This is a genomic window from Pseudomonas sp. PAMC 25886, assembly GCF_000242655.1.
GTDB lineage: Bacteria > Pseudomonadota > Gammaproteobacteria > Pseudomonadales > Pseudomonadaceae > Aquipseudomonas.
Window position 1 is genome coordinate 1 of sequence record NZ_AHHC01000049.1, and the last position, 13,958, is coordinate 13,958.

The window sequence follows — 13,958 nt, forward strand, 5'->3', positions numbered from 1 at the left end:
CGGCTCCTACAGGTTTCGTGTAGGAGCCGGCTTGCCGGCGATCACTGCGCAGCAGTGTCGGTCAGCCCAGCGAGGGCGAATGCTCCAGCAACGTCTGCGTATACGCCGCCTGCGGCTGATCCAGCACGCTATCCACCGCGCCCTGCTCCACCACCCGCCCGACCTTCAGCACCAGCACCCGGTCGGCAATCGCCCGCACCACGCCCAGGTCGTGGGTGACAAACAACAACGTCAAACCGTCCCGCTGCAACTGGCGCAGCAAATCCAGGATCGACGCCTGCACCGAGACGTCCAGCGCCGAGGTGATCTCATCGCAGATCAGCAGCTTCGGCTCACACAGCAACGCCCGGGCAATCGCCACGCGCTGGCGCTCACCGCCAGACAGGCTGTGGGGATACAACCCGGCCACCGACGCCGGCAGCGATACGCGCTTGAGCACCGCCTCCACCCGTTCCCGTGCGGCGCCGCCGCTCACTGCAAAGAAATGCTCCAGCGGTGCACTCAAGGTCTGGTACACCGTCTGCCGCGGATTCAGCGCCCGGTACGGGTTCTGGAAGATGTACTGAATCTGGTGCCGCAACCCCGCCTCACGCTGCCGTGCCTGCAGCGGCAACGGTTGCCCGGCATAACGCAGCTCGCCTTCGGCATTCTCCCCCAACCCGGCAACGGCCCGCGCGAGGCTGGTCTTGCCGGAGCCGGACTCGCCCACCAGCGCCAGGCATTCCCCCGGCAGCAGCTGCAGCGACACGTCAAACAGCACCTGCCGGTCATACGCCACGTTCAACCCGCTGATCTCCAGCAAGGCGGTATCGGTGCGCGCATCCACGGCGGCAATCGGTGCCAGGGCGATGCGCTGCAACGGCTGATCATGGGGTGTGAAACACGCCACTTCATGCCCCGCCGACAGCGCCTGCAATAGCGGTTCCTGCTGTGAACACTCAGGCCGAAACCGCTCACACCGCGGCCCGAAGCCACAGCCTTGAGGGCGCTGCCCCGGTGCCGGGGCATGCCCGCCAATCGCCCGTAATTCACGGCGCCCGGCCACATCGGGAATCGCCGCCAGCAAGCCTCGGGTGTAGGGATGGGATGGCCGACTGAACAACCCGTCCCGGCTGGCCGTTTCAACAATCCGCCCGGCGTACATCACCATCACCCGGTCCACCAGGTCCTTGATCACCGCCAGGTCATGGGACACATACACCGCCGCCACGCCCTGGCTTTTGCACAAGCGGCGCAAGGTGGCGAGGATATGCGCCTGGGTGGTGACGTCCAGCGCGGTGGTGGGCTCGTCCAGCACGATCAGCCGGGGCCGCAGCACGAACGCCAGGGCCAGCATCACCCGCTGTTGCTGGCCGCCGGACAGTTGATGGGGAAAGCGCCGTAGAAACTCCGGGTCATCCGGCAAACCCACATCACGCAAGGTTTCAATAATCCGCTGTTGCTGCGCAGCCTTGTCCAGCTGGAGTGGATGCACCGCCAGGGTTTCGCGCAGCAGGCCGCCAATGCGCAGCGCCGGGTTGAGCGCGGTGGCCGGGTCCTGGGCAACATAGCCGATCAGGCTGCCACGGGCGCGGCGCAAGGCTTCACCTTCCAGGCCCAACAGCGCCTGGCCGGCGATATGCACCTGCCCCCCGACAATCCGCGCGTCGCGCCGGGCATGGGCCAGCAGCGCGGTGGCCAGCGTGGTCTTGCCGGAACCCGACTCCCCCACCAACCCGAGGATTTCGCCGGCCTCCAGGCTGAAGGACACCCCGGACAGCACATCCACCTGCCCCGGCAATTCAACCCGCAAGCCGCTGACCTGCAGCACGGTTGTCGTAATCTCCGTGATCGCATTCATGGCTGTTTTTCTCCCAGGCGCGCGCTGCTGCGGCCGATGCCTTCAGCGAGGATATTGGTCCCGTAGGCAAATACGCCGATCAGCACCGCCGGTGCCAGCACGGCCCAGGGCTGCACCAGCAACCCGGCCTGGTTTTCATTGATCATCAAGCCCCAGTCCGCCGTCGGCGGCGCCACGCCATAACCGAGAAAACTCAGGCCCGAGAGCATGCCCACGCCCCAGGTCAGCATGTTGCCGAAGTGCACCAGCAATGGCGTGAGGATGTTCGGCAGGATCTCCTTGAACAGGATCCGCCGCCGCGAATAGCCCATCATCTGCGCCGCCTCGACAAATTCCTGCCCCGCCACCGCCACCGCGCTGGCCCGCGCCAGGCGAATCACCCCCGGGATAAATGCAATCGACACCGTGAGCACGATCAACCACGGCGCACGGCCCAGCATCGAGACAATCAACAGCACCAGGATCAGGTCGGGAAACGCCAGGGACACGTCCGCCAGCCAGGTGATCAACTGGTCCAGGCGCCGCCGCGAGAGCCCTGCGAGCAAGCCAAGGGTGCTGCCCACCGCGAGGGCAATGCTCGCCGCCGCCACTGACATCCACAACACCGACAGGCCACCGCTGAGCAGCCGCGACAACACGTCATGCCCAAGGAAGTCATACCCGAGCAACGCCCAACCCGTTGGCGCGCCGTACACCGGCCCGACCATGTCCGTCGAACCATGGGGCGCCAGCAACGGGCCCAACAGCGCCACGGCGATCACCAGCACGGTGATCAGCGCACCTTTGCGGGTCTGCGGTTCGGCCAGCCAGCGGGAAACTCGACTCTTGCTCATGCATCACCTCGGGAACGCCACCACGGGGTAATGCCCCGGCGGTTGCGCGAAATCATTGTCACGCGACGGGCCGTGCGCAGCTTGGGCGTGAGCAGCACCGTCAACAGGTCGGCCAGCAGATTGATCAGCACCACCGCCAGGGTGATCACCAGCACGATGGCCTGGATCATCGGCAAGTCGCGCATCTGGATCGCCGCGTTAAGGGCCGTGCCGATGCCGGGGTAACTGAAGATCACCTCGGCCAGCACTGCGCCGCCGATCAACGTGCGCAGGGTCAGCGCCACGCCTTGAATCGCCGGCACCAGCGCATTGGGCAAGGTGTGCCGCCACACAATCCGCCAATGGGGAATGCCCCGCAGCCGTGCGGCAATCACGTAGTCGGACTCCAGCGCGTCGATCATCGCCGCACGTACCATCCGCGTGAGGTACGGCAGCGCCGACAGGCTCAGGGCCAACACCGGCAGTACCAGAAACGGCAACTGGTGCCACAGCGACTGATCCGGGTCGAGGATCGACACCGCCGGCAACCAGTCCATATGGGGCATGGAAAACAGCAGCACCAGGCCGATGGCCAACAGAAAGCCCGGCGTGGCCTTGAGGAAAATCAGCAACGACAGGCTCCAGCGGTCGAGGTGGCTGTCGCGGCGCAGCGCCAGGTACACGCCAATGCCCAGCGCCGCCGGCACCACCACGGCGATGACCCCGGCGAGCAGCGCCAGGGTGTAGCCGAAACGGCCCCACAGGATGCTGCTGACTGGCGCGTTGGAGTCCAGTGACACCCCCAGGTCGCCGCTCAGGGCCGAGCCGAGCCAGCGCAGGTATTGCCGCAGGATCGGCTGGTCCAGCCCCAGTTGATGTTGCAGGGTGAGGATGCTTTGCAGCGGCGCGTCGGGGCCGAGAATCACCCGGGCCGGGTCCGAGGGCAGCGCCTGGGTGGCGATGAACACCACCAGGCTGATCACCCAGGCGGTGAGCAGGCCGTAGCCCAGGCGGCCGACGAACCACGACAGCCAGGCCGGCGTTCGCAGGGGCTTAGACATGGTTCAACCACAACTCGTCAAAGCGCCAGGAGGCGAAGGTGGTCTGTTCCGGCGTGAGGCCGCCGACCCGTACCGACGCGGCGTCCAGCACGTCGTTGAAGCCCCAGATCAGCAGCCCGCCGCGCTCGTGTTGAATCTGCTGGGCCTCGTGCACCAGGCCTTTGCGCAGTTGCAGATCCGGTTGGGCCAGGGCCTGGCGGTACAGCGCGTCGAAGCGCTCGTCGTGGAAATTGCTGCGGTTGTAGATCGCCAACGGTGCGTCGTTGTGCAACGCCGACGCGAGGAAGCCACGGGCCGGCGTCGAGCCCGGCGACAGCTGCCACTGTTCACGCTGCGGGCCGTTGAATACGGCGCCGTCGACCTGGGTCACACGCACCTCCACGCCGGCCTTCTTCGCCTGCTGGGCAAACACCAGCGCGGCATTCACACCGGGGCCGGAGGGGGTCGTCAGTTCAACACGCAGGTCGGTCTGCCCGGCCTGGCGCAGCAGCGAGCGTGCCTGGTCCAGGTCTCGGGGACGCTGCGCAATGTCATGGTTGTAGGTGGGGTCATGGGGCGAATACAGGTCGTTGGCGATGCGCCCGAAACCGTTGAGGCCACGGTCTACCAGTTCCTGCCGATCGGCCAGCAAACGGAACGCCTGGCGCACCCGCACGTCATCAAACGGCGGCTTGGCCAGGTTCAGGTTGAAGCCGGTGAACGAGGTGCTGGGCGACACGCACAGCGACAGGCGCGAGTCGGCCTTGAGCAATGCGCTGTGCTCGGCCTGCACGCCACTGGCGACGTCGATCTGCCCGGCACGCAAGGCCGCGACCCGCGACACCTGGTCCTTGAACTCGATGATTTCCAGTTCGTCGGCGTAGGGCTGGCCGGGCTTGTAGTAATTCTCGAACCGGCTGTAGAGCGAACGCTGGCCGGGCACGAAGCGCTTGAGCTTGTAGGGGCCGGCGCCCACCGGATTGCTGATGGGGTCGTAGTCGGTGGGCACGATGCCGCCGAAGCTGATCAGGGTTTCATCCAGCGGGAAGAAGCTCTGGCCCTGTTTGAAGCGGATTTCGATGGTGCGCTCATCCAGCTTGCGCAGCGCATTGCGGTCGATGGCGCCCACCAGGCCGGCAAACGGCGAGGCCAGTTTCGGGTCGGTGAGGCGCAGCAGCGAGAACAGCATGTCGTCGGCGCCGATGGTCTTGCCGTGGTGAAACTCCAGGCCTGGCTTGATGCGGATGGTCCAGGCGCTGGCGTCGGCGTTCGGCTCGGCGAACTCGGCCAGGGCCAGGCGCGTGCTGACGTCGGTGTTCCATTCCCAGAACTTGCTGTACAGCGCCCAGCCGCGAATGATCCCGCCGCCCACCGGTTTGTGGGCATCGAGGTTGCCGGACTGGTCGCCGTCGATGATGCCGATGCGCAGGCGTCCGCCGGTAGTCGGTGTGCTCGACAGCACCGCCGCCAGCGCTGCACCGCTGTCACAGCCACCCAGCAGCAAACCGCCGCCGATGGCCAGGCTGTTGCCGAGGAACACCCGGCGGGAAAAACCTTCGCTCATCAGTTACGCCTCTTGGTGTTGCACGGCGTTCAGACGCGGCACTTCAAAACCGTGGTCCAGGTCCAGCAGCGGGAATAGCAGGTCCGCCACCCGGTGCGCTTCATCGATCAGCGGGAAGCCCGACAGGATGAACGCCGAGGTGCCCTGGGCTTCGTACTCGCGAATGCGCTCGGCCACCTGTTCGGCGCTGCCCACCAGGTAAGTGCCGGCGGCCGGGCCGAGGATGTTGAAGCCGAACAGGCTCGGGCCGAGCCACACGTTGGGGTAAATCTCCAGGTCGCGGGCCTTGGGCAGGCGGCCGGCGCGAATGGTCTCGACGTTGCGTTGGGTTTGCGGGTCGTCGCTGTGGAAATCCTCGAAGCTCACGCCGGGGGGCAACTGGCGTTCGATGGCAGTGCGGGCGGTTTGCAGCGAAGTACGTTGCAGCAGTTTCTCGGCGTGGGCCCAGGCCTCTTCTTCGGTCTCGCGCACGATGATTTGCAGGCGGGTGCCAAAGGTCAGTTCACGGCCGATCTTTGCTGCTTCGGCGGCAACCTTGCGGAACTTGTCGCCGAGTTTTGGCGGGGTGTTGGCGAAGCTCAGGTACACGTCGAGCAACTGCACCGAATGCTCAACCCCCGGCCCCGACGTGCCGGCGCCCCACAGCGGGATGCCCGGCTTCTGGTACGGCGGGTGCCAGCCGCCCAGCGGATGTTTGGCCGCCCCCGGCGCACGCGGGGCGAGCTTGACGTATTGGCCGTCATAACCCCGAGTATCGCCGGCGTAGAAGCCCTGGAAGGCGCGCCAGTATTCGAGGCTGAAGGCGTAGCGTTCATCGTGTGGGTAATGCACGCCGAGGGTGGCCAGGCCGGCGTCATTGCCGTTGACCACGTTGAACAACAGGCGGCCGTTGGAGAATTGGTCAAAGGTCAGGGCCCATTTGGCCAGGACGGCAGGTGACAACTCGCCGGGGTGTTGCGCCACCAGGAAGCGCAGGCGCTGGGTGGCGTCGATCAGCGAGGCGGCTACTGCCAGACTTTCGTTGGGGCTGGAGCCGAGCAGCGAGCCGTAGAACCCCAGGCGGTCGCTGGCGACGGCGAGTTGCTTGAGGTGCTGGAAGTCGGTCTTCCAGCGGCCTTCGGGCTCCCATGGATAAGGGCCGTCGGGCGTGGTGAGGTACCAGAGAATTTTTACCGCCATGGGGCAACATCCTTGAAGTTGGAAGCCAAAATGGGCACTGATTTTTCCTGTGGTGAGGGGGCTTGTCCCCCGTTGGGCTGCGCAGCAGCCCCAATAAGATCACCGCGTTTTTTTCAGACAGGATGGGATCGCGGCTTTTAGGGCTGCTTCGCAGCCCAACGGGGGACAAGCCCCCTCGCCACAACAGCGCCCTGGTACTCAGGTGCGGCGGTCGATGGCGGGGACCAGGCCGAGTGCTGTTGCTTGTTCGTATAAGCCACTCATCTTCCACTGCTGGGTCAACACGCCAGGCCCGTAAGCCCGCGAACCACCCAGGGCATCTGCCAGCAATTGCAGCTGCGCGCCCTCCTCCAGCAACAGGATGAATTCAGCCGTGGCCCGCAGCCCTTGCTTGCCCCACACCGTGGAGCCGCCGTTGGCTTCGAGGATCGCCAGGTTGAAGGGGTTTTCAGCGATCTTGTCGAGGATGAAATCCACTTCCTGCTGGCGACGGTCGATGTACACCGGCAGCTCGCGCGCCAGCTGGTAACGCTGCACCGGCACGTAGTGGAACGGCAGCGTGCGATGGGTCTGGGCCCACGCGCCGAGGTACGGCGAGTGCACATGAGAAACGGTGGTCACGTCCGCATGCTGCTGGAACAGCTTGGTGTAGCGCCCCAGGCCGCCCTTGCCTTTGCCGAAGATCACGTTGCCGGCAAAGTCGGTGACGGTGGCCTGCAGCGGCTTGCGGTAGTTCCACGGGCCGCCGTAGTTGACCGACACCAGCAGTTCCTGGCCCGGCACACGCTCGATAAAGCCCACGGTGCCGTTGGCGGTGATGGTGTTGGTCTCACGGAAGACGGTGAAGGCTTCTTCGGCTTCCAGCAGGACCTTGTCGATAAAATCCTGCAGTTCCTGGGTGATCGGTTGGGCGTGGACAATGGCAGTCATGGCAGTTTCTCCGGGTTCAGGCGCGGCGCTTGGCCAACAGTTCATGGGCAGCTTGCAGGGGGCGCGGGTCGACCCAGTCGGCGATTGCAAAATCGCGCTCCAGGAAGCCGTGCAGGTACAGGAAGTCTTTCTGGATACCGAGGAAGTCCAGGCGCTGGGCCGACAGGTCCGGGGCCAGGGTGGTATGGAAATCGCCGCGATAGGCCTCGGCCACCCCGGCACTGCCGGCGCGGGTTTCTTCTTCGAGAATCGCGTTCAGGCCCTCGCGATTGTTCGCAGCCCAGTCTGCCGCGCTGAGGGTTTGCGCGAGGAAACGCACCACCAGGTCAAAGTGGTTGTCCAGCAGGCTCTGGTGGACGGTGATCGGGCGCGGCGTGCCGTTATTGATGCGGTAGCGCGGCTCGGCGATCAGGTCCAGGTCGATGCCCACCACCAGGCCCAGTCGGCGTGCGGCATCGGCGGCCGAAGCGCCCTTGACGTACACCGCATCCACTTCGCCGCGCGCCAGGTAATCCAGACCCGACCACAGGCGCTGCAAACCTTCCTGTGGGTTGGACGCCTGCTCCTGATCGTGCAGCGCCACCTCCACCAGTTGCACATCATCAAAGCCCAGGCCGGCCAGGCTCAACGCGCCTTTATAGCCGTGCAGGCTCATGGCCCGGGCGATGCTGCCCGGGCGGCTGTCGCCCCAGGCCGGCAAGGCCAGGCGCTTGCCTTTCAGGTGTTCGGGACGCGTGATGCCGGAGTCCGGGCGGACCAGGATGGTTTGCCATTCCTCGATCCAGGTCAGGCCGATCAAACGGCTCGGCGCACCGGCGGCACGGGCCGCCAGTGCCGGCACGTTGCCGCCTTCGCGAAACAGCCCGGGCAGCTCGTGATCGTAGTGGTGGTGGCCCAGTTGACGGGCCTCCTGCAAGGTCGAGACCGGCAGGCCGTCGGCGGCGAATTCCTCGCTCAGCCAACCGAGTTTGTAGGCGATGCCGGAAGCGGTCGGCACCGGGCAGCGGGTAAACCAGATCTGCTCAAGCGCAGGCTTGGGCAGGATGGCGGAAAGGGTCATGGGCAGCTCCATTGAATTGGGCAAGGCAGTCCATGGGGGTATTGCAGAGGCCGTGCCAATTGGCCAAAGCCCCGGTTTACAAGGCTTTGGCGCAAACAGCCAAAGCGCTGTTGCTGGTCTGTCAGCAGCGCTGCTGCTGGCCCAGCAGTCACCCGTTCGCCACTGCTGCCCCAGCAACACCCCCATTGTCGCAGGCCCCGCCAGGCGTGGTTTTCGGCATTGGCGCAGAACTTGCTCAAGGCACCTTCAATGCCCGACATCCAGCGCAATCCCTTGTAGGAGCTGGCTTGCCAGCGATGGCCTCAAGTGCACCGCGTAAACCCGTCAGTACGCGTCATCGTTAACCACCATCGCTGGCAAGCCAGCTCCTACAGAGGGGCTTAAACGCACGGGCCAAATCAGGGGAAGAAACTATGAGTACGTTCGAACAGGTACCGGTACGCCAACTGCACAGCGAGGCCGAGGCGATTGCCGCGGCCAAAGAGATCGCCGTGGAAATCGCCGCGATCGCCGCCGACAGCAGCCAGAACGGCCAACTGCCGTGGCGCCAGGCGCAATTGCTGTCCCAGAGCGGCCTGACCGCCATCGGCGTGCCCAAGGCATTTGGCGGGCTGGGTGCCTCGGTGCAAACCATCGTCGAAACCGTGCGCCTGGTCTCGGTGGCCGATGGCGGTGTGGGGCAGTTGCTGCAGATTCACAACGTGATGCTACGGGGCATCTTCAACGGCTATCCGGATGCGGTGCGTGATCGCCTGGTGGCTGATGTATTGGCCGGCAAGCGTTTTGGCAACGCCCTGGCGGAAGTCGGTGGCAAGAACAAGTTCGCCCTCAAGACCCGCGTCGAGCGGCGTGCCGACGGCAAGCTGGTACTGAATGGCAGCAAGTTCTACTCCACCGGTTCCTACCTTGCCGAGTGGATCTCCCTCACCGCCGCCTCTGATGATGGCGGTGCCGGTGTGCTGCTCAACCGCAACGCGCCGGGCCTGACCCTGGTGGACGACTGGGAAGCCTTCGGCCAGAAAAACTCGGTCAGCGGCACGGTGAATTTCGACAACATCGAACTGGACGAAGACTTCGTCTCCCGGCGCAAGGGCCCGATGAAGCGCACCGGGCTGACCTTCCCGCAGATCCTGCACGCGGCAATCGATACCGGGATTGCCTCGGGCGCGCTGACCGCTGCGGTGGACTACCTCAAGCACAACGCCCGGCCGTGGGTGGAAAGCGGCGTGGACCACGCCAATGAAGAGCCGCACATCATCAAGCAGATCGGCGAATACGCGGTGGCCCTGCGCGCGGCCGAGTCACTGCTGCGGGATGCGGCGCGGGTGTTTGACGAGCATGAACTGGACCCGGAAAACAAGGAACTCCAGGACGAGTTGATCCTGTCGGTGGCCACCGCACGGGCGCATTCGGACAGCGCCTCGTTGAAGATTTCCAGCGATATTTTCTCGTTGCTGGGGGCCAGTTCGTCCCTGAGCAAATGGAACCTGGACCGGTTCTGGCGCAACGCGCGGGTGCACACCACCCATGACCCGATTCGCTGGCGTTTGCACCATGTGGGCAATTACTACCTGAACGGGATTGATCCGGGGGAGTACACGGCGATCTTGAACGCCAAGGAAACCCAGGGAGCTACCACTCGCTAGACCCGCCCGACACATCCCTGTGGCGAGGGAGCTTGCTCCCGCTGGAGTGCGCAGCAGGCCCCTCTTTTGGGGTCGCTTCGCAACCCAACGGGAGCAAGCTCCCTCGCCACAGTTTGGGAACGATCAATAACCCCCATTGAGCTTTTCATGATCGAAAGACACCCTCTTCTGCGCAGCCTGGCGATCTACCGCGAAATGCCCTGGCGTTTCGCTCTGGTCGCCGGGCTGTTCGTGGCCATCAACCTCGGCCTTGTCTGGCAACAATGGCTGATCGGCCATGCCGTCAACGACGTAAGCGCCGGCCGCGCGGTGATCCGCCAGGCCGACGGCAGCCTCGACGCCAGCCTGGGCTGGCACTGGTTATGGCTGATGCTCGCCGTGGCCCTGGGCCGTGGCGTACTGCAATACGCCGCCAGCGTGTTGTCCCTAGTGCTCAGCCAGGAACTGCTGACGCGCCTGCGCGAACGCATCCTCGCCCAGGTGCAAAGCCTGCACCTGGGCTATCACTGGCAGCACGGCATGGGCGAGATGATCACCCGCACCACCCGCGATGCCGACAAGGTACGGGACGCCCTGATCACCTTCTGGCGCCAGGTGGTGGAAACCCCGCTGGTAGTGCTGGCCACCGTTGGCCTGTTGAGCTGGTACAACCCGTGGCTGGGGTTGGTACCGCTGCTGCTGACCGTCACCGGGCTGTGGATTTTCGTGCGGCAGACCGAACGCTTGGTTGAACTCGACCGCAACGTCGGCGCGGCCTACGACCGGGTCAACCAGGACCTCAGCGAAGGCATCGGCGGCGTGCGGGTGATCAAGTCCTTTGCCCTTGAGCAGAGCCGTATCCAGGGCTTCTCCGAACAGGTCGCAGTGTTCGCCGGGCTGGCCCGCCAGGCGCTGGCTTATTCCAGCTCACGCATTCCGCTGCCCCAGGCAGTGGTCGCTCTCGGCCATGTCTGGATCCTGGTCTACGGTGCCCATCTGGTCGCCGCCGGCCAACTGGGCATCGGCGAACTGGTGACCTCGCTGCTGATCGCCACCACCCTGGTATTTCGCATCGAAGGCATTGGCCGGGTGATGCAGACCTTCGCCGATGCCCGGGCCAGTGCCGAGCGAATCTGGCAACTGCTGGACGCCCCGGCCGCCATCCGCAGCGGCAGCGCCACCCTGCCCGCTTCGCCCCTGGGGCTGCATCTGGAGCACGTCAGTGTGAGCGCTCCCGGCGGTGGCCGGGACATTCTGCATGACTGTTCGCTGACCCTGGTGCCCGGAGAAATTGTCGCGTTGGTGGGCGCCACCGGTACCGGGAAAAGCTTGTTGGCCAGCCTGCTGCCGCGCCTCACCGATGTCAGCGCCGGACGTGTGTTGCTCGGCCATGACGATGCTGGCTGGCAAGACATTCGCGAACTGGACCTGGGCACGCTGCGCCAACGGGTGCACGTGGTGCCGCAAGAGAGCTTCCTGTTTGCCGGGAGCCTCGCCGCCAACCTGCGCCTGACCGCCCCCGACGCCACCGATGAACAATTGCTCGAGGCCCTGCACCTCGCCGCCGCCGACGACATCTTGCTGCGCCTGCCCCACGGCCTCGCCACGCCGCTGGGTGATCGTGGCGTGACCTTGTCGGGCGGCCAGCGCCAGCGCCTGTGCCTGGCCCGGGCGTTGCTCGGCAAACCGGACATTCTGTGCCTGGACGACGCCACCAGCGCCCTCGACGCCATCAGCGAACGCCGCGTGCTGAATAACCTGCGGGAACTGCGTGGCACCACGGTGCTGGTGATCTCCAGCAAGTTGTCGACCATCCTCCTGGCCGATCGGGTGCTGATGCTGGCGCACGGCAAAATCGCCGCCGCAGGGCCACACGCCGAGCTGCAACACACCAACCCGCACTACCGCGACCTGCTGGGGATCGACCATGGCTAATCCAATCGCCGGCAAAGCCTTGAGCGATATCGAAATCGAAGAAATGCTCGCGAAAAAGGCCCTCGACCGCAGCATGTTCAAACGCTTGCTGCCGCTGCTCAGGCCAATCCGCCGCGCGATTTTCGCGGTGATCGGCATTGAGTTATTGCTGGTATTCACAGTGTTTTTGCGACCCTGGTTCGTGCGTGAACTGCTGGACCGTGGCTTGATTCAACAAGCCGACCACTGGCTGCTGGATGAGCGCCTGGTGCTGTGGCTGGGCCTTGGGCTGGCCGCCAGTTGGCTGGTGCGCTTCCTGCTGGCCGGGGTCTCGCAGTTCGTCGCCGGAGGCGCGGCGATTCGCGTGCTGAATGCCCTGCGGGTACAGGTGTTTGCGCATGTCCAGGGTTTGAGCGTGAGCTACTTCGACCAGACCCGCGCCGGGCGGATCATTTCCCGGGTTGACCGCGACGTGGATGCCCTTGAACCCCTGGTGATCCAGGGCCCGCCGGAGCTGCTCGGTGCCATGCTGCGCTGCGGTCTGGCGTCGGTGATGCTATGGCGTATCGACCCGCGCTTCTTCCTCAGCCTGGCGGCCACCGTACCGTTGCTGGTGCTGGCGACCTGGAGTTTCAAGCGGATCTCCCAGCGCAACTGGGCCAGGGTCGCGGAAAACCGCAGCCGCTTTACCGCACACCTGGTGGAAAGCGTCAGCGGCGCCCGAATGCTGCAGCAGTGCGCGCAGGAGGCGCCGAACCTGCGGCGTTATCGCGGGTTGCTGGATGACTTCAACCAGGCGCTGATTCGCGGCAGCCTGCGGTCGGGGTGGTTCGCACCCTTTACGGCGTTGCTGAGTTCGGCGGGGATCGCCTTGTTGCTGCTGGTGGGCGGTTATGGACTGGCGGCGGGCGAGGTGTCGGTCGGGCAAATGGCGGAGAGTCTGTTCTACGTGTTTTTGTTTTTGGGGCCGTTGCAGGAACTGTCGGACCTGTTTGAGCGCTATGCCACCGGCTCGGCGTCGGCGCAGCGGATTTTCCTGTTGCTGGATACCCAGGCGCAGATCACCGACAGCGCTACTCCCCGGCACTTGGGCCGGGCACGGGGTGAGGTGCGGTTTGAAAAAGTGGACTTCAGCTATGTGCCGAGTGCGCAGACGCCGGTGATCAATGGGCTGGATTTGCATATCCCGGCGGGTGAAGTGTTGGCGATTGTCGGGCCGTCGGGGCACGGGAAAAGCACGCTGGTGCAGTTGCTGACGCGGTTTTACGAGGTGCAGTCGGGCGCGGTGCGGCTGGATGGGATTGATGTGCGGGAGTTGGCCCAGCATGCGTTGCGGCGCAATGTCGGGGTGGTGTTGCAGGACAATGTGTTGTTCAGCGGGAGCATTCTCGACAACTTGCGGCTGGCGGCACCACTGGCGGATGACGCGACATTGATCGCGGCGGCCCGGGAGCTTGGGGCGGATGAGGTGTTGGAGCGGTTGCCCCATCAGTACCACACCGAGGTCGGGCCTTTGGGTGCCCATTTGAGCCATGGGCAGCGGCAGCTCGTTTGCCTGGTGCGGGCGTATCTGGCGGACCCGGCGGTGCTGGTACTGGATGAGGCGACTTCGGCGGTGGATATTCACACGGAGCGGCGGATTCAGCGGGCGTTGCGCAGGCTGTGTCTGGGGCGTACGGCGATCATCATTGCCCACCGGTTGGCGACCATACGGGACGCGGACCGGATTGCCGTGGTGAGGCATGGGCAGGTGGTGGAGCTTGGGGCGCATGATGCGTTGATTGAGCGTGGGGGGGCTTATGCGGCGTTGTATCAGACGTATTTGCGGAGTGCTCGGGTGGGGGATTTGGTGGCTGGGTGATTGGGGGTATATCCGTTATTTGGGTGATGGCCGCTATTGGTTCCGCTCTTACAGCGGCTCACTTTTGAACAGCGCAAAAGTAAGCAAAACGCTCTTGCCCCACCACTCGGCACCTCGCCTAGGCTCGGTGTGC

At 64.9% G+C, this 13,958-nt stretch carries 10 protein-coding genes; 3 read left to right on the plus strand and 7 right to left on the minus strand.

Annotated features, from left to right (window positions below; all coding sequences use genetic code 11):
* Positions 1–61 precede the first annotated feature (61 nt).
* The 7 genes from MUM_RS0115335 to MUM_RS0115365 form a co-directional block, all read right to left on the minus strand.
* The gene (locus tag MUM_RS0115335; RefSeq protein WP_010171276.1) at positions 62–1,840 is read right to left on the minus strand and encodes a dipeptide ABC transporter ATP-binding protein; all 1,779 of its coding nucleotides are present in this window, start codon (positions 1,838–1,840) and stop codon (positions 62–64) included.
* Positions 1,837–2,673, minus strand: coding sequence for an ABC transporter permease (locus MUM_RS0115340; protein WP_010171278.1), 837 nt, complete (start codon positions 2,671–2,673; stop codon positions 1,837–1,839). Before MUM_RS0115340 ends, MUM_RS0115335 begins: the two co-directional genes overlap by 4 nt.
* Positions 2,670–3,713 carry an ABC transporter permease gene (locus MUM_RS0115345; protein ID WP_010171280.1) on the minus strand — a complete coding sequence of 348 codons (1,044 nt, stop codon included), beginning with the start codon at positions 3,711–3,713 and terminating at the stop codon, positions 2,670–2,672. Before MUM_RS0115345 ends, MUM_RS0115340 begins: the two co-directional genes overlap by 4 nt.
* Positions 3,706–5,256: an ABC transporter substrate-binding protein gene (locus MUM_RS0115350; protein ID WP_010171282.1), complete on the minus strand. Its 1,551-nt coding sequence runs from the start codon at positions 5,254–5,256 to the stop codon at positions 3,706–3,708. Before MUM_RS0115350 ends, MUM_RS0115345 begins: the two co-directional genes overlap by 8 nt.
* A 3-nt stretch (positions 5,257–5,259) precedes the next feature.
* Positions 5,260–6,435 carry an LLM class flavin-dependent oxidoreductase gene (locus tag MUM_RS0115355; RefSeq protein WP_010171284.1) on the minus strand — a complete coding sequence of 392 codons (1,176 nt, stop codon included), beginning with the start codon at positions 6,433–6,435 and terminating at the stop codon, positions 5,260–5,262.
* A gap of 198 nt (positions 6,436–6,633) precedes the next feature.
* Entirely contained in the window at positions 6,634–7,365 is a 732-nt protein-coding gene (locus MUM_RS0115360; RefSeq protein WP_010171286.1) for a class II aldolase/adducin family protein, read from the minus strand.
* A 16-nt stretch (positions 7,366–7,381) separates the two neighbouring features.
* Positions 7,382–8,425, minus strand: a complete 1,044-nt coding sequence (locus MUM_RS0115365) for an ABC transporter substrate-binding protein (RefSeq protein ID WP_010171288.1) — start codon at positions 8,423–8,425, stop codon at positions 7,382–7,384.
* Between the two features lie 413 nt (positions 8,426–8,838).
* On the opposite strand from MUM_RS0115365, the gene MUM_RS0115370 reads away from it, so the two are divergent.
* The 3 genes from MUM_RS0115370 to MUM_RS0115380 all read left to right on the plus strand — a co-directional run bounded on the left by MUM_RS0115370 (position 8,839) and on the right by MUM_RS0115380 (position 13,825).
* Positions 8,839–10,071: an acyl-CoA dehydrogenase family protein gene (locus MUM_RS0115370; RefSeq protein ID WP_010171290.1), complete on the plus strand. Its 1,233-nt coding sequence runs from the start codon at positions 8,839–8,841 to the stop codon at positions 10,069–10,071.
* A gap of 147 nt (positions 10,072–10,218) precedes the next feature.
* On the plus strand, positions 10,219–11,985 hold the full coding sequence (locus tag MUM_RS0115375; RefSeq protein WP_010171293.1) for an ABC transporter ATP-binding protein: 1,767 nt from the start codon (positions 10,219–10,221) through the stop codon (positions 11,983–11,985).
* Positions 11,978–13,825 (plus strand): ABC transporter ATP-binding protein, encoded by a 1,848-nt coding sequence (locus MUM_RS0115380; RefSeq protein ID WP_010171294.1) that lies wholly within the window; start codon positions 11,978–11,980, stop codon positions 13,823–13,825. The genes MUM_RS0115375 and MUM_RS0115380 overlap by 8 nt, the downstream gene beginning before the upstream one ends.
* Positions 13,826–13,958 lie beyond the last annotated feature (133 nt).